A 16163-nucleotide genomic window follows, 5' to 3' on the forward strand; every position below is an offset into this window, starting at 1 on the left:
GGGCGGGGGTGATGGCGGCGGTGGTGGCTGGGGTGGCGGTGGCGGGAGTCGTGGTCATCCGGGTCCTGTTCCTGGGTGCTGGTCGGTGGGCTGCTCAGGTGTTCTCGCCCCGGCGGGCGCGGACGGCGAGGGCCTGGGCGCGGCGCTCGACGAAGCGGGCGGCCCGGGCGTCGGTCTGCGCGAGGTGCGCGGCGATGCGTTCGCGGGCCTGCTCGCCGACGGGGCCGAGGCCCGTCAGGCCGTCCACCCTGAGGGAGCGCAGCAGCGGGACGAGCACCTCGTCGTGGTGCACCCGGGGGTCGTAGACGCCCGCGACGGCGATCTCGGCGGCCATCCGGCCGAATCCGGGCATGGCCTGGCCGGGCATGGCGAACTCGCGGATCGTGCGGTCGAGGGTGACGAGCACCTGGTCGGCGTCCAACTCCAGGGCGGCGCGCAGGAGTTCCCGGTAGAAGACCATGTGGAGGTTCTCGTCCTGGGCGATCCTGGCGAGCAGCCGGTCGCAGACCGGGTCGCCGCTGAGGCGGCCGGTGTTGCGGTGGCTGACGCGGGTGGCCAGCTCCTGGACGGCGGCGTAGGCGACGACGCCGAGGACGCCCTGCGGCTCGGGGGCGGCTCCGGCGGCCAGGTGCGCCGTCCGGGCGCGTTCCAGGGCGACGGGGTCGACGGCGCGGGTGGTGTGCAGGTAGGCGCGCAGGGCGGAGGCGTGCCGGTCCTCCTCGGCGGTCCACCGGTTCAGCCAGGCGCCCCAGGCGCCGTCGCGGGAGGTCTGCGCGCCGATCGTCCAGTGGTAGCCGGGCAGGTTGTCCTCGGTCAGCAGGTTGACGATCAGGGCGGAGCGCACGGCGGGGGCCAGCGCGGACTGCTCGGGGTGCCAGGGCTCGCCGCCGAGGGGTCCGTCGAAGTCCCGGCCGAGGCTCCAGGGGACGTACTGGTGCGGGAACCACTCGCGCGCCGCCTCGAGGTGACGGTTCATCAGCTCCTCGGCGGTCGCCTCCAGTTCGACGAGCCAGCGAACGGAGTCCGCGGTAACGATCTTCACGGGCCATGATCGTCGCGGACCCGCCCACCGGCGCGCAAACCCGCCTCACCCATCCGAGTGAGGCGGGTTTAGGGGCCTTGGCCAGGGCTTATGCCCCCGGCAATCCGGCCCTCGAACGGCAACGACAACGGTCACCAGTACAACCTTTGGATCTTTGTCGATTCTGCGGTTCACTTCGAGTGCGGAGGCGATCGCCTCCGTCCGTTTCCAGGCGTGTATTCCGCCCGTGCATCCAGAGAGGGCTTCGATGGCCGGCCACGAGCATTCCCACGATGATCATGCGCATGACCACAAGCACTCCCACGGACACGGGAGCGGCGGTCATGGCGGCCACGGTCACGGCGGCCACTCGCACGGCGTGTCCGCCGACGCCGACCGCCGCTGGCTGATCAGCGCGCTCACCCTGATCGTCGTCTTCATGGCCGGCGAGGTCGTGGTCGGCTTCGCCGCCGAGTCCCTCGCCCTCATCTCCGACGCGGCGCACATGCTCACCGACGCCGCCTCGATCGTCCTCGCCCTGGTCGCCATGCGCCTGGCCGCCCGGCCCGCCCGCGGCGGCTACACGTACGGGCTCAAGCGCGCCGAGATCCTCTCGGCGCAGGCCAACGGCGTGACGCTCCTGGTGCTCTCCGCCTGGCTCGGCTACGAGGCGATCACCCGGCTGTTCGAGCCGCCGGAGGTCACCGGCTCGCTGGTGCTGGTCACCGCGCTGATCGGGGTCGTCGTCAACATCGCCGCCGCCTGGTGCATGTCCAAGGCCAACCGCAGCTCGCTGAACGTCGAGGGCGCCTTCCAGCACGTCATCACCGACCTGTACGCGTTCATCGCGACCGCCGTCGCGGGCCTCGTCATGGTGACCACCGGCTTCGCCCGCGCCGACGCCATCGCCTCCCTCATCGTCGTCGCGCTGATGCTCAAGGCGGGCGTCGGGCTCGTCCGCGACTCCGGGCGGATCTTCCTGGAGGCCGCCCCCGCCGGCATCGACCCCGACGCGGTGGCCGACCGGCTCGTCGCCGAACCGCTCGTCGAGGAGATCCACGACCTGCACATCTGGGAGATCACCTCCAACCAGCCCGCCCTCTCCGCCCACATCCTCGTCACCCCCGGCGGGGACTGCCACGCCGTCCGGCGCCGGCTCCAGAGCCGGCTCTCCGAGGAGTACGGCATCACCCACGCCACGCTCCAGGTCGACCACGTCGGCGAGGACGAGGCCGGTGCGCTCCTCCAGATCGCCCCGCACCGCGACACCGCCGCCGAGCACTGCGCCGACGCCCACGGGCCCGTCCACCGCGCGGGCCCGCACGAGCACTGAGAATCCGGTGGACGTCAGCGCGGTGCGGCATGATCTGACTCGTGACCGCACCGCTGACCGCACCGCTGACCGCGCCGCGACTGATGCTCCTCGACTCCGCCAGCCTGTACTTCCGGGCCTACTACGGCGTGCCGGACACCCTGCGCTCCCCACAGGGCGAACCGGTCAACGCCGTCCGGGGCCTGCTGGACTTCATCGCCCGGCTCGTCCACGACCACCGGCCCGACCAGCTGGTCGCCTGCATGGACGCCGACTGGCGCCCCCAGTGGCGCGTCGACCTCATCCCCTCCTACAAGACCCACCGCGTCGCCGAGGCGGCCGTCGACGGCGAGGAGGAGGTGCCCGACACCCTCGCCCCGCAGGTCCCGGTGATCGAGCAGGTCCTCGACGCGATCGGCATCGCCCGCGTCGGCTCTCCCGGCTACGAGGCCGACGACGTCATCGGCACCCTCACCACCCGCGCGAAGGGCCCGGTGCAGATCGTCACCGGCGACCGCGACCTCTTCCAGCTCGTCGACGACGCCCGGGAGATCACCGTCCTCTACCCCGTCAAGGGCATGGGCAACCTCCAGGTCACCGATGACGCGCTCCTGCTGGAGAAGTACGGCGTACGCGGCGCGCAGTACGCCGACATGGCCGCCCTGCGCGGGGACCCGTCCGACGGCCTGCCCGGCGTCAAGGGCATCGGCGAGAAGACGGCCGCCCAGCTCATCAACGAGTACGGCGACCTGGCGGCCATCCGCGCGGCGGCCCTGGAGGTGGGCTCCAAGCTCACCCCCGCCCGCCGCCGCAACATCGTCGAGGGCGCCGGCTACCTCGACGTCGCCCCCACCGTCGTCCGCGTCGCCACGGACGCGCCGCTGCCCGACTTCGACCCGACCCTGCCGCAGGAGCCGCTGGACCCGATGGCCCTCGAACACCTGGCCTCGCGGTGGGGACTGGGCACCTCCCTGGAGCGGGTCGTGGAGACGCTCGCAGCGCGGTAGGCCGTATCTCCGCGGCTCTCACGGGCCCGCACTACGCCAGTAGTGCCACTACTTCCGTAGTGGCACTGGCGTAGTGACGCCCCTTCGCGGGGCGCGCTAGTCCTGCGGGACCGCTGCTCCCTGACGCGCCGCCCGGCCGGCCGCTCCCGAGGCGGTGACCAGGGTGACCAGGGCGCAGAGCGCGACCGTCGCGGTGAGCTGCGCCCACGGCACGACCGTCGGCGCGTCCGTCACCAGCCTGCTCAGCGAGGCGTGCTGGGTCGCCGCAGCGAGCCCGGTCGCCACGACGGCGAGTACGGTGCCGACGACCACGGCCACCGCCGACTCCGCCGCGGCCATCCTGATGATCTGACCGCGCACCGCGCCCGCCAGCCCCAGCAGGGCGAACTCCCGGCGGCGGCCGGCCAGGGCCATGACCAGGGTGTTGGCGACGGCGATCAGCGCGTACGCGAGGGCGATGCCGAGGATGACCACGGCGGCCGTGTCCGTCTGCTCCGCGGCGTGGGCCCGGCGGGCATCCAGGTAGGCGTCGTACGTGGACAGCTGCGCGCCCGATCCGGCCAGGGCCTGGGCGGTCTCCTTCCGCTCCACCGCCGAGTCGAGGTAGACGAGGCTCGGACTCAGGCCCCCGGCGAGGGAGGCGGAGACGTACGCGTCGTCGCCGTTCAGCCCGCGCGCGATGACCGCCGTGACGACCGTCCGTACGCGGGCGCCGGTCGGCAGGAGGGTGACCACCTCGTCGCCGACCTTGAGACCGTCCTCGGCGGCCGCCTTCTCGTCGATGACGAGGAAGTTCGGCGGCGGCGAGGCGAGCGAACCGGAGACCACGGGCGGGGTCACGGTGGTGCCCAGGGCCGCGGCGGGGACGGCGGTGGCGCCGAGCGAGTCGATCTGCTCGTCCTGGGCGGTGCCCAGGCGGATGTTCATCGGGGTGGCCGGCGTGACGCGCAGGCCGGGCACGGCTTCCAGCCGCTCCACCGTCGCCGCGTCGGCCCCGGTCACGACGGCCGCCGCGTGGACCTCCTGCCGCTGCCGGGCGAGGCTCGCGGCGTCCCCGGACTTCTGCATGGTCAGCAGCGTGCCGACCAGCCCGACCGCCACGACGATCGGCGCCACGGTCGCCGCCGTACGCCGCCGGGAGGTGAGGATGTTCTCCCGCACCAGCATCGGTCCGGCCTTCGCCGACCGGCGCAGCGGAGCCGTCAGCAGGGCGGTCACCGGGCGCAGCAGAACGGGCGCCAGTAGCGCCACCGCGCCGACGTACAGGACGGGGACGGCCTCGTACTTGCGAGCGCTGGCCGCCAGGTACGGCTCCGTACGGGCGATCACCACCCCGGCCGTGACCGCGCCCACCAGCATCGCCGCTCCCAGCAGCCAGCGCACCGGCGTCATGCCGCGCCGCTCCACCGCGCTCTCGCGCAGCACCTCGATCGGGCGGATCAGCGAGACCCGTACGAGGGTGGCCGCCGCGCCGACCAGCGCGGCGGTGACGCCGATCGCGAAGGTGACGAGGAGCGGGAGCGGGTTCAAGGGGATGGTGAACCAGCCCGGCGCCACGTGGTGGTCCACCATCCAGGCGCGCAGCGCACCCGTCGCGAACGGCGCGAGCGCGCACCCGGCCACCGCCGCCGCGACGCCGATCAGCAGCGCCTCCCCCAGCACCATCCGCCGCACCTGCCGGGGCGCCGCGCCGACCAGGCGCAGCAGCGCCAGCTCGCGGCGGCGCTGCTCGGTGGCGAAGGCGAAGGTCGCGATGACGACGAACACCGCCACGCAGACGGCGAGCCCCGTCGTGCTGCCCGCCATCGCCTGGGCGTTGGCGAGGGCCTGGGTACCGCCGGTGGGGTCGGGGTCGAGCTGGGTGCGGTCGTCGCCGGTGAGGACGACGGCCTTGAGGCCGCTCGGCGGGGCATGGTCGGTGATCAGCGCGTTGACGCCCGGGGAGAGGTGCTGGGCCTCGGCGCCGGTGAAGAAGACGGCGTCCTCGAACCAGCGGGCGTCGGTGACGCCGACGACGCGGTAGGCGTCCACGTGACGCCCGATCTGCTCCGCCTTTCCACCCCCGACCACGATCTCGTCCGCGCTCCCGGGGGCGCGCCCGGCCGTCAGGCGGTAGCCGGCGAAGGCGGCCGAGGACCACGGGTGGCCGGTCGCCTGCGTGGCGCCGAGCCGTACGGGGAAGCTGCGGTCGGCGGTCGCCCCGGGCAGCTGCGCGATCACGTCCTCGGGCAGGACGGCCGGGGCCTTCATCGGCTGCCCGTCGAAGCCGAGCGGGGCGATGACCGTCCGAGCGTCCCGGAAGCGCTGCGGCCCCGAGTGCGGGCTGCCGAAGGTGGCCGCCAGGGCCAGCGTCATCAGCCCGATCATGGTGGTGCCGAGCGCGAGGGCGAGGAACGCGCCGACGAAGCTCGTCAGCCGGTGGCGCAGAGTATCAACGGCCAGCCTCAGCACGGCGTCTCCAGCGCGGCCATCCGCAGGGCCACCGTCTCGGCCGTCGGGGCTGCGAGTTCACCCGTCACCGCGCCGTCCGCGAGGAACAGGACGCGCTGCGCGTAGCTCGCGGCGACGGGGTCGTGGGTCACCATGATGACCGTCTGCCCGTGCTCCTCCACCACCCCGCGCAGCAGGGCGAGGACGTCGCGGGCCGTACGGGAGTCGAGCGCGCCGGTGGGCTCGTCGGCGAAGAGCACCTTGGGCCTGGTCACCAACGCCCGGGCGATGGCCACCCGCTGCTGCTGGCCACCCGAGAGCTCGGCGGGCCGGTGGTCCCCTCGCTCCGCCAGCCCGACCTCCGCCAGGACCCTCCCGATCTCCTGCGGCTCGAGCGCCCTCCCGGCCAACCTGAGCGGCAGCTCCACGTTCTGCCGGGCCGTGAGCGCCGGAATCAGATTGAACGACTGGAAGATGAACCCCATCTGCTCCCGCCGCAGCACGGTCAACGCCCGTTCCGACAACTCGTGAACCGGCGCCCCGTCCAGCAACACCCGCCCCTCATCCACCCGGTCCAGCCCCGCCGCGCACTGCAGCAACGTCGACTTCCCCGACCCGGACGGCCCCATGATCGCCGTGAACGTCCCCGCCTCGAACCCGACGTCCACCCCGTCCAGAGCCACCACCCGGCTCTCCCCCCGCCGGTACGCCTTCCGCACCCCCTCCAGCCGGACCACGTCACTCCCGGCCGAACCCCCGCTGTGCAACACGCTCTGACCTTCCATAGAACTCCGAACAACCAGCGCCCGAGGCTAATGGATCACGAACCCCCCGCACCTCAGGGGCCACCCCGAATCCGAACCCTGAGCAACCCCCGAGACGACCCGCTCCCGGATCCCCCCCCCCCCCCCCCCCCCCCGCCCCCCGGAGGCGCTCAACGTCGCCCCCGATTCCGTCAGGCCGTCGGGCCGAAGGCGTCGGCCAGGCTGGTCAGGACGGAACCGGGCCAATTGTTCTCCCCGAACACGCCGATCGGGATCGCCAGTACTCCGTACTCGTCCTGGAGCCTCTCCGCCGGGATGTCGACCGGGAAGAAGTAGTTGCCGGGACAGGTCCGGCTCTCCGTGGGGATCGCCGCGAACACCTCGGCCGGCAGGCGGTCGAACAACCGCTGCGCCCGTACGGCGAGTTCGTCGGCGACCTGCTGCGGCAGATCACCGTGCTCGCCCAAGAGGGCCTCGGCGAGGCCCAGTTGTTCCCGGGTCGGCGGGTCCGCCCGGAACGCCTCGACCAGTGCGGTGTCCTCCGGGCCCACCAGAACCACACCGAACGTACGCGGCCACAGCCACCCCTTGGTGACCGAATGCAGCAGGACCGCACGACCGGTGTCCAGCAGCCGCTGCGTTCCGGCGGCGAACGGGGCTCCCAGGTCGTAGACGCTGTCGATCAGCAGGCGTCGGCTCGGGGACTCCCCCAGCCACGAGACCAGCGCGTCGCACTCGCCGTCGGCCAGGTACCGCCCGAGCGGCTTGCTGGGGTTCGCGAGCAGCAGGTACTCGGGCCGACCGTCCACTGGCGAACTCGGCAGGACCGGAGCGGGCAGCGTCGGGTACGACTCGGGCGCCAGGCCCGCCTCCCGGGCCAGCTCGAAGTACACCGGGTACACGTCGGCGGGCAGCCACACCCGCGCATCCACCGTACGCAGCCGGGCGAACACCACCCCGAGCCCGTGCCGAACCCCTCGACCGACCATGGCCCGGCGCGACCACTCCTCCGGCAGCCCGAACCGCCGCAGCCACGTACGGGCGAGATCGCACCGGTACACCGTGCCCGCGTCGGTCGGCGCCTGGGGGCGCAGCGGGGCCAGCGCCCGGTACAGATTCGTCTCAGCGGCGTCCAACAACGAGGGCTCGACTTCGAGTTGCCGCTCCCTGAACTCCTGGAACTCGTCGAACCTCATGCCGTCACCTCGCTCGCCCGGTCCTCCAGCGAGGCGTAGCAACGCCCGTCGGCCAGCACGTTCCAGCTCCTGACCATCCCGTTGCTCCGCTCCCAGTACAGGCTGGGCTCGGTGTACGCGGCGACCCTCATCGGCCGACCGTCCCAGGTACCGTCGTAGACCGGCGCACCCCAGGGCAGGCGGCTCGACGCTTCGAAGCCGTGCTGCTCGGCGAACCGGGTGACGACCGACAGCGACACCTGGTGCTCGCGGCTCCACACGTTGGCAGCCCGCTCGAAGTACAGCGACTCGGTGCTGGTGGAGACGTACAACTCCTTGAAGCAGACCTCCTCCACGCCCAGCGCCGCCGCCCACGACAGGTACTCCCCGACCCCGGCCGCATCGGCCACCCCACCGCGCTGCAGCACGCAGATCAGCCTCAACCGCAGCCCCGGCCACCGGTCGCGCTCCGTACGCCAGGTGTCGACCACCTCGCCCACCGGCGTCCGCAGCATCATCAGCCGCTCGTTCACCTCGTCGTCCTGGTGATGCCGCGACACCGCCAGCACGCTCAGTCCCGCGTCACTCAGTGCCTGGAGGCGACCGGCACGCTCGTCATGCCCGCCCTTCGCCAGCGTGTGCCCATTCGTAATCAGCACGACCTTCGGAAACTCCGCCGCACACGCCGACACCAGCCGCACCTGCTGCTCGAACGGTATGAGCGTCGGCTCCCCACCCCCGGTGATCACGGCCCGCTCAGCGCCGGCCTCCCGGGCCCGCTCCAACCAGCCACCGACCGCCTCCCACGGCACCCGCGCCGGCGCCTGGTCACTCGAGATCGAAGCCGCAGAGAAGCAGAACGAACACCGCGCCTGGCACGCCGAGGCAACCGGCAACACCGAAACCGACCTCGGCCGCAGTTCGGCGTACGGACGGTGCGCCGCCTCGTGCAGGCGCAGGGAATCCGCCATCGCCTCCTCGACCGTCGTCGGACTCAGCCCGAACTCCCCGCCCACCTCCTCGACTTCATGGACCGCCTCCAGCCGAATGCTCGCCTCGCGCAACTCCATCCCGAGCCCGGTCCCCACAGTGGGCACCAACTCGTCCGGGTCCACCGCGGTCTCCAGCACCAGCAACCGGTCCCCCGGAATCGCCAACCGCTCCAGCAGCCGCCGCGCCTTACCCACGCCGACGCCCAGTTCTGCCCGCGTCAGCAGATGGAACCGGTCCGGAAACGTACTCTCCGGAATCCCGGCCTTACCGTAAGCAAGGGCGTACTTGTCGAAGCCCCTCGCGAAGTTCGAGAGCACGATGACGTGGAATCGCTGGTCGGTACGGTTCATGGCGTCATCATCCACGAACCGGCCTCGCCCCTGTCACTCATTAAATCGAGCAGGCCCCCATCACTGACAGTCAAGGCCGAAGGTGACTCACAGTTCGCGCGGTTGCCGAGCTCTTGCCGGACACCGCACACTGATAAGAGACATTCCGCACACTCAAGAAGTTGTCATCATGAAGCTGCTAGCGGAAATCGACAAGCTGGTCGCCACCGGAAAGATGGTCGCCTCGGCGAGCGACGAGGCAGTCGCAGATATCGTCATCACAACGATCGCCAACGGCGTCACCGCCTCGTTCTACCTGACCCGCGCCCAGGCCACAATCGTCAAAGACCGATTCTGGACCCCGGAGCGAATTCGCCGCTCCGGACTCCGCCCCATCTCGGAAGAGGAAACCGAAAGGATCAGGGCGGAACTCGGCGTCAAAGTAACGAACTTCAGAATCACCCCGATCAAGTGCAGCTGCGGACACACCTATGACGCGTTCGACTTCATCCAGCAGGGCATTCGTGAACACGGAATCGACGTCGTCAACTCCGTGTTCTCCCTGAAGGATTCGACGTTCCTCCAGGTCAACCCATCCTTCACCCCGATCTGCCCCGTCGACAACCAGAAGCTCAGCCGCAGCCACAACCCCGACGACGGGATCGAATACGACTGCGACGAGTACGGCGGATGCTGCTACCAAGAATAGAAACGCCCGACGATCCCAGAAGCCACCGGCTGCGTAGGAAGTCGACAGGGCCGACTTCCTGCGCGCGGCCTCGCCCTCAGCTGGAAGCCGTCAGGCGGCAGCGCCGAACGTCCTCGTCACGGCCCGCACCGCACGCCGGAATTACATGTCCGCGGCCATCTTCGAGGCTCCGAACCGCCGGACGGTGGACAGTGTTCTCGCTCGTCAGCTGGTCCAGGGGGAGCCCGAGCCTGGTCGCCGTCGCATGCACGTGATCGGCGCTGTCCCCCTCGATCTCCAGGTACGGGGGAATCTACGGCCACTCGTCGATCTCGACGGCCGCACCGCCCAGCGCCCAGGAGGACCGGCGGTTCTCCTGGTACGCCTTCGGCTGGTAGCCGATCTTGCCGAGGAGTGCGTTCGTGACGTCGAAATCGCCGACCGTCGTCTCCGTCTCGGTCACACCGTCGGTCGCATCGGAGTGAATCTCCTTGACGCCCAACGTGACGTCGGTGCCGGTGTCACGGAGCCGAACCCAAGCCCCGGGCCGGCCCGGGATGTCGTAGACGTAGCGGCGCTGGAGGCGGTCGACCACGTGCTCGGCCCCGGCCTCGGCCAGTAGCGTGCGCATCCTGTCCGGCTCGACGTTGAGGATCGTCGCTTCGAACTCAGTTGCGGTCATGGGAGGTTGCCCCTTCCGAGCGGGGTTCCGGGATACGCGAGCGCACGATATCGGCGATCGCGCCGACCACCTGCTCCGGCGTTTCGGCGGGACATGTTCTCCGCAGCATCCGAACTCGCCTAACTGGCTAGGGTCCTCGCGGTGTCGGCTCGTCAAGGTCGACGGGCTGGACCTGCATGTGGAGGACCTGGATGCTGTCGACGGCACTCCGGTGCTCGAAGTGAGGCCCTGGTTCGAGGAGTTCGGCCCGCGCGGGGAGGTGCGGCAGCCCTCGTGGACGACGGAGATGCTCCGCGACTACTTCGCTCCGGAGGATCCTGCTCACTGAGCATCCATCTGGGAACACCTTGCTGCTGCCCCTGTCGATGGCAGGGGCAGCAGCGGTTCAACGCCTTTGGCTGCGCAGGGGAAGCGCCGAGCTCGCAGGCTCGGCGCTTCCCCACCCCCACGAAATGAACGAGGCCGCCCAGGCGGGGAGCCTGGGCGGCCTCGTTCATGGTGGTGAGGGCGTCAGCCCACCGAGGAGTAGGCGATGATGCCGCGGCGGAGGCTGTCGACGGCCTTGCGGGCGGTTTTGCGGAGGTCGGCGTCCTCGCCGGCGGCGTCCTGGATCTGGCCGAGGACGTCGATGAGCTGCTTGGTCCAGCGGACGAAGTCGCCGGCGGGCATGTCGGCGTCGCGTAGGACCTGGTCGAGGCTGTGGCCGAGGGCCCAGCGGTAGGCGGCCCAGGCGAAGCCGAGGTCGGGTTCGCGCTGGCCGACGCCTTCGGCGGTGTTGATGCGGTGCTGTTCCTCGAGGGCGTCGAGGTGGCCCCAGATGCGGACCATCTGGCCGAGGGCCTCCTTCGCGCCGCCTTCGGGGACGCGGGGGGCGCCGGCGTCGTCGGACTGGCGGGCCTCGTACACCAGCGCCGAGGCGCAGGCGGCGAGTTCGGCGGCGGCGAGGCCGCTCCACACGCCCTCGCGGATGCATTCGGAGGCGAGCAGGTCGAGTTCGCCGTAGAGCCGGCCGAGGCGCTTGCCGTCGTCGGTGACGGTGTCGCCGTGCAGGTAGCCGAGGTCGGTGAGCAGGCCGCAGACGCGGTCGAAGGTGCGGGCGATGGTGTGGGTGCGCGAGCGCATCCGGCGTTCGAGGAGTTCGGTGTCGCGGTGGAGCCGGTGGTAGCGCTCGGCCCAGCGGGCGTGGTCCTCGCGGTCGGAGCAGCCGTGGCAGGGGTGTTGGCGGATCTCGGTGCGGAGCCGGGTGATCTCGGGGTCGTCGGCGGCGGCGGCGCGCCCGCGGCGGAAGCGCTCGGGTTCGAGGTGGCCGGCCTTGGTGCGCAGGGCGGAGGCGAGGTCGCGGCGGGACTGGGGGCTGCGCGGGTTGAAGGACTTGGGGATGCGCAGCCGTTCGATCACCGCGACCGGCTGCGGGAAGTCGATCATCGCGAGCCGCTTGACCTGCCGCTCGGCGGTGAGCACGACGGGGCGCGGCCCGTCCTGGAAGTCGGGGTGGCGCGGGCCGCCCCGGCCGGAGCGGCTGACGGGCGGCAGGCCCGGGTCGAGGACGAGGGCGAGGCCCGCGAACTTGCCGGTGGGGACGTGGATGACGTCACCGGGCTTGAGCTGTTCGATGGACTCGACGGCGGCGGCGCGGCGCTGGCTGGTGCCTTCGCGCGCGAGTTCGTTCTCGCGGTCCTTGAGCCGGCGCCGCAGGTCCATGTACTCGTCGAAGTCGCCGAGGTGGCAGGTCATGGACTCGCGGTAGCCGTCCAGGCCCTCCTCGTTGCGCTGCACCTGGCGGGCGATGCCGACGACGGAGCGGTCGGCCTGGAACTGCGCGAAGGAGGTCTCGAGCAGTTCGCGCGAGCGGTGCCGGCCGAACTGGGAGACGAGGTTGACGGCCATGTTGTAGGACGGCCGGAAGGAGGACTTGAGCGGGTACGTGCGGGTGCCCGCGAGGCCGGCCAGGGCCTCCGGGTCGAGGCCGCGCTGCCAGAGCACGACGGCGTGGCCCTCGATGTCGATGCCGCGGCGCCCGGCGCGGCCGGTGAGCTGGGTGTACTCGCCGGGGGTGATGTCGGCGTGGGTCTCGCCGTTCCACTTGACGAGCTTCTCCATGACCACCGAGCGGGCGGGCATGTTGATGCCCAGCGCCAGCGTCTCGGTCGCGAAGACGGCCTTGACGAGGCCCTTCACGAAGAGCTCCTCGACGACCTCCTTGAACCGGGGCAGCATCCCGGCGTGGTGGGCGGCGATGCCGCGCTCCAGCCCGTCCAGCCACTCGAAGTAGCCGAGGACGTGGAGGTCCTCGTCGGGGATGTCGGCGCAGCGCTCCTCGACGATGGCGCGCACCCGGGCGCGGTCGCCCTCCTTGTTGAGCCGCAGGCCGGAGCTGAGGCACTGCTGGACGGCGGCCTCGCAGCCGGCGCGGCTGAAGATGAAGGTGATCGCGGGCAGCAGGCCCTCGGCGTCGAGCCGGTCGATGACGTCGACGCGGCCGGGCGTCCAGACCTTGCCGGGACGGCCGTTGGGCATGGAGCGGCCCCGGCCGCGGCCGAAGCGGTCGCGGGGGTTGCGGTCCAGCTCGGAGCGGGCGAGACGGACGAGTTCGGGGTTGACGGCCTTGCCGGGGTTCTTGAGGTTGTGCTTGGGCCGGCCGTCGCGGTCGGGGTCGGCGAACAGGTCGTACATCCGGTTGCCGGCCATGACGTGCTGCCACAGCGGCACGGGGCGGGTCTCGGAGACGATCACCTTGGTGCCGCCGCGGACGGTGTCCAGCCAGTCGCCGAACTCCTCGGCGTTGGAGACGGTCGCGGAGAGCGAGGCGAGGGTGACCGACTCGGGGAGGTGGATGATGACCTCCTCCCAGACGGCGCCGCGGAAGCGGTCGGCGAGGTAGTGGACCTCGTCCATGACGACGTAGCCGAGGCCGTCGAGGGTGCTGGAGCCCGCGTAGAGCATGTTGCGGAGCACCTCGGTGGTCATGACCACCACGGGGGCGTCGCCGTTGACGGTGTTGTCGCCGGTGAGCAGGCCGACCTTGGCGGCGCCGTAGCGCTTGACCAGGTCGCCGTACTTCTGGTTGGAGAGCGCCTTGATCGGCGTGGTGTAGAAGCACTTGCGGCCGGCCTGGAGGGCCAGGTGCACGGCGAACTCGCCGACGATGGTCTTCCCGGAGCCGGTGGGCGCGGCGACGAGGACGCCGGATCCGGCTTCGAGGGCCTCGCACGCCTCCACCTGGAAGGCGTCCAGCGGGAAGTCGTACAGCTGCTGGAAGCCGTGCAGGGCGGTGGCCTGCTCCGCGGCCCGGCGACGGCTGGCCGCGTACGCCTCGGCGGGGCTGAGCTCCCGGTCGTCCTGGGGCTCTGGATCGGGGGTGTTCATCGCCGTCCGGGTGTGGTTGGTGTGATCTCGCATCTCAGCGAGAGGTTACCCGGGAGGAGTGACATCGATAGCACTGTTTTTCCAGGCCCTGGCACGGGGGCACTTCGCCCGGAGATCACTCTTGACTCAAATCCATAGTTGCAAATGTCTTCAAGTGGTCAGGGAGCGCCAAGATCGGTCCAGGACCGAACGTCTCCGGTCTTTCCCCGTGGACCGCCCCGGTCCCTGCCTACCTTCTGGGTCCACGGCCTTTCCGGGTCCACGGCCCCTTCCGGGTCCACGGCCACCGGGCCACCGACTCAACAGACTCACGGGAGGACAGCCACCATGGCGGATCTGGAGACGTCCCTCAAGCAGGCCATGACGATCGACGGCGCGATCGGCGTCGCCCTGGTCGACTACGGCAGCGGCATGGCCCTCGGCAGCCTCGGCGACGGGAACGAGCTCGACCTCAACGTCGCCGCGGCCGGCAACACCGACGTCGTGCGGGCCAAGATGCGGGCGATGGAGATGCTCAACCTGCACGACAACGAGATCGAGGACATCCTGATCAGCCTCACCAGCCAGTACCACATGGTCCGGCCGATCACGACGCCCAGCGGGCGCGGCCTGTTCCTCTTCCTGGCGCTCAACCGCAGCCGCTCCAACCTCGCGATGGCCCGCCACCAGCTCAAGCTGATCGAGTCCTCCCTGGAGATCTGACCCGCGCCGTACGACGCGCAGGCACGGGGAGGACGACGAGGAAGGGGGCGTCGTGACGGTGGCGCTGTACCAGGCCAAGGCCGAGTTCTTCCGAATGCTCGGCCATCCCGTCCGCATCCGGGTGCTGGAACTGCTGCAGGCCGGGCCCACGCCCGTGCGCGGCCTGCTCGCCGAGCTGGACGTGGAGCCGTCCAGCCTCTCCCAGCAGCTCGCGGTGCTGCGCCGCTCCGGCATCGTCACCGCCACCCGGGAGGGCAGCACGGTGGTGTACGCGCTGGCCGGCGGGGACGTCGCCGACCTGCTGCGCTCGGCCCGGCGCATCCTCACCGGGCTGCTCGCCGACCGCACCGTGCTGCTCGCCGAACTGCGGGCGGACAACAGGAGCCAGCCCCTCAGCCAATGAACGCTAGCCCTTGAGCAGCCCCGCCACCCCGTCCGCCAGCCGCTCGTACTCCCCGGCCCGGTTGTACAGCTGGGCGCTGACCCGCAGCACCCCGCCGCCGTCCCACGGGCGGACGGCGACGCGGGCGCCGAGCCGGCGCCACACCTCGGCCATCACCTCCCGCGCGCCCTCCTCCGTCTCGGCGACCCCGGCGGGCAGCCGCACCGCCCGCATCCACACCCCGGGCGTGGCGGGCAGCGGCCGCAGCCCGGCCCGTTCGGCGAGCATCCGCTGGCCGTACCGGGCGAGCGCGGTGTTGTGCCCGCTCACCGCCGCGGCGCCCAGCGTCCGCAGCAGCGCGAGGCCCGCCGGGGCGGCCAGCCAGGGCGTGTAGTCGCCGGTGCCGCGCCACTCGACGCTCGCCGGGTATCCCCGGTGGTCCTCCCAGGAGACGGCGAGCGGGCGGACCCGGTCGCGCCACTCGGGGCGGACGGCGAGGACTCCGGTGGGGCGCGGGGCGAAGGCCCACTTGTGCAGGTTGCCGAACCAGAAGTCCGCGTCCGGGCCGACGGGGGCGTGCAGCATGCCGGGGGCGTGGGCGCCGTCCACGACGGTGGTCACGCCGCGCCGGCGCAGTTCGGCGAGCAGTTCGGGGCCGGCGACCAGCCGGGCGGTGGGCGAGGTGAGCTGGTCGAGGACGGCGACGGTGGTGCGCCCGTCGACGGCGGCGAGCACCGCCTCCCGTACGGCCGCCTCGTCGGGCGCGTCCAGCGGGATCTCGGCGGTGCGCAGGTGGGCGCCGCGCTCGGCGGCCTTGCGGGCGACGGCCCGGGTGACGGCGCCGTAGCCGTGGTCGGTGACGAGGACGTGGTCGCCGGGGGCGAGCGGCAGGCTGTCCAGGGCGATGGACACCGCCTCGGTGACGTTGGTGACGAGCGCGAGCCCGTCCCGGTCCGTGACCAGCTCGGCGGCGATCGCCGTACGGGCCTGGGCGATGCGGGCGGGCAGGGTGGCGAAGAAGCCGTCCGGGTCGAGCTCCTCCTGTTCCCGCAGCTGCTCGCGCAGGCGCAGGACGGGCAGCGGCGGCGCGCCGTACGAGCCGTGGTTGAGGTGGGCCGTGCCCTCGGCGAGGGCGAACAGGCCCTCGGCGGCGGGCAGCGGCGCCGGGGGCTCGGCGGTCCACAGGTCCTCAGGCGCCCCAGCCCCCTCGGTCTCGTCGGGCACCTCAGCCACATCGGTCTCCTTGGTCACCTCGGTCACGGTTCCCTCCCCGTCAATGGTGTGTGACATTTCACATGACATAATGCTGGCA

Annotated in this window: 14 protein-coding genes; 6 read left to right on the forward strand and 8 right to left on the reverse strand. The window is 71.6% G+C overall.

Annotated features, from left to right (window positions below):
• Positions 1-94: 94 nt before the first annotated feature.
• Positions 95-1042: an acyl-ACP desaturase gene (locus IH61_RS0113100; RefSeq protein WP_031069080.1), complete on the reverse strand. Its 948-nt coding sequence runs from the start codon at positions 1040-1042 to the stop codon at positions 95-97.
• Between the two features lie 247 nt (positions 1043-1289).
• Here IH61_RS0113100 and IH61_RS0113105 point away from each other — a divergent pair, with 247 nt between their 5' ends.
• Positions 1290-2354 carry a cation diffusion facilitator family transporter gene (locus IH61_RS0113105; RefSeq protein WP_031069081.1) on the forward strand — a complete coding sequence of 355 codons (1065 nt, stop codon included), beginning with the start codon at positions 1290-1292 and terminating at the stop codon, positions 2352-2354.
• Between the two features lie 83 nt (positions 2355-2437).
• The gene (locus IH61_RS0113110) at positions 2438-3340 is read left to right on the forward strand and encodes a 5'-3' exonuclease (RefSeq protein WP_031069083.1); all 903 of its coding nucleotides are present in this window, start codon (positions 2438-2440) and stop codon (positions 3338-3340) included.
• 96 nt (positions 3341-3436) lie between these two features.
• Here IH61_RS0113110 and IH61_RS0113115 read toward each other — a convergent pair whose 3' ends face one another.
• From IH61_RS0113115 to IH61_RS0113130, 4 genes are all read right to left on the reverse strand, one after another.
• Positions 3437-5791: an FtsX-like permease family protein gene (locus IH61_RS0113115; protein WP_051836959.1), complete on the reverse strand. Its 2355-nt coding sequence runs from the start codon at positions 5789-5791 to the stop codon at positions 3437-3439.
• Positions 5785-6555 (reverse strand): ABC transporter ATP-binding protein, encoded by a 771-nt coding sequence (locus tag IH61_RS0113120; protein WP_051836961.1) that lies wholly within the window; start codon positions 6553-6555, stop codon positions 5785-5787. The genes IH61_RS0113115 and IH61_RS0113120 overlap by 7 nt, the downstream gene beginning before the upstream one ends.
• Positions 6556-6725: 170 nt before the next feature.
• Positions 6726-7730, reverse strand: a complete 1005-nt coding sequence (locus IH61_RS0113125) for an aminotransferase class I/II-fold pyridoxal phosphate-dependent enzyme (RefSeq protein WP_031069089.1) — start codon at positions 7728-7730, stop codon at positions 6726-6728.
• A complete protein-coding gene (locus tag IH61_RS0113130; protein ID WP_031069092.1) occupies positions 7727-9052 on the reverse strand; it encodes a radical SAM protein in 1326 nt (441 codons plus the stop codon). Before IH61_RS0113130 ends, IH61_RS0113125 begins: the two co-directional genes overlap by 4 nt.
• 169 nt (positions 9053-9221) lie before the next feature.
• Here IH61_RS0113130 and IH61_RS0113135 point away from each other — a divergent pair, with 169 nt between their 5' ends.
• Positions 9222-9740 carry a hypothetical protein gene (locus tag IH61_RS0113135; protein WP_051836963.1) on the forward strand — a complete coding sequence of 173 codons (519 nt, stop codon included), beginning with the start codon at positions 9222-9224 and terminating at the stop codon, positions 9738-9740.
• Between the two features lie 292 nt (positions 9741-10032).
• Here the strand turns inward: IH61_RS0113135 and IH61_RS48465 are convergent, their stop codons facing one another.
• The gene (locus IH61_RS48465) at positions 10033-10401 is read right to left on the reverse strand and encodes a CYTH domain-containing protein (protein WP_051836965.1); all 369 of its coding nucleotides are present in this window, start codon (positions 10399-10401) and stop codon (positions 10033-10035) included.
• Between IH61_RS48465 and IH61_RS48470 the strand changes: the two genes are divergently transcribed.
• Positions 10400-10729 carry a TrmO family methyltransferase domain-containing protein gene (locus IH61_RS48470; protein WP_078911066.1) on the forward strand — a complete coding sequence of 110 codons (330 nt, stop codon included), beginning with the start codon at positions 10400-10402 and terminating at the stop codon, positions 10727-10729. The two genes, IH61_RS48465 and IH61_RS48470, sit on opposite strands and share 2 nt — an antisense overlap.
• Before the next feature lie 182 nt (positions 10730-10911).
• Here the strand turns inward: IH61_RS48470 and IH61_RS0113150 are convergent, their stop codons facing one another.
• Positions 10912-13767, reverse strand: coding sequence for a DEAD/DEAH box helicase (locus tag IH61_RS0113150; RefSeq protein ID WP_031069098.1), 2856 nt, complete (start codon positions 13765-13767; stop codon positions 10912-10914).
• 327 nt (positions 13768-14094) lie between these two features.
• On the opposite strand from IH61_RS0113150, the gene IH61_RS0113155 reads away from it, so the two are divergent.
• Positions 14095-14469, forward strand: coding sequence for a hypothetical protein (locus tag IH61_RS0113155; protein WP_031069100.1), 375 nt, complete (start codon positions 14095-14097; stop codon positions 14467-14469).
• Positions 14470-14521: 52 nt separating this feature from the next.
• The gene (locus tag IH61_RS0113160; RefSeq protein ID WP_031069103.1) at positions 14522-14872 is read left to right on the forward strand and encodes an ArsR/SmtB family transcription factor; all 351 of its coding nucleotides are present in this window, start codon (positions 14522-14524) and stop codon (positions 14870-14872) included.
• A 3-nt stretch (positions 14873-14875) separates the two neighbouring features.
• Here the strand turns inward: IH61_RS0113160 and IH61_RS0113165 are convergent, their stop codons facing one another.
• Positions 14876-16111 (reverse strand): aminotransferase class V-fold PLP-dependent enzyme, encoded by a 1236-nt coding sequence (locus IH61_RS0113165; RefSeq protein WP_234327165.1) that lies wholly within the window; start codon positions 16109-16111, stop codon positions 14876-14878.
• Positions 16112-16163: the final 52 nt, after the last annotated feature.

Origin of the sequence: Streptomyces sp. NRRL WC-3742 (genome assembly GCF_000720635.1) — a bacterium.
Taxonomy (GTDB): Bacteria; Actinomycetota; Actinomycetes; order Streptomycetales; family Streptomycetaceae; genus Kitasatospora.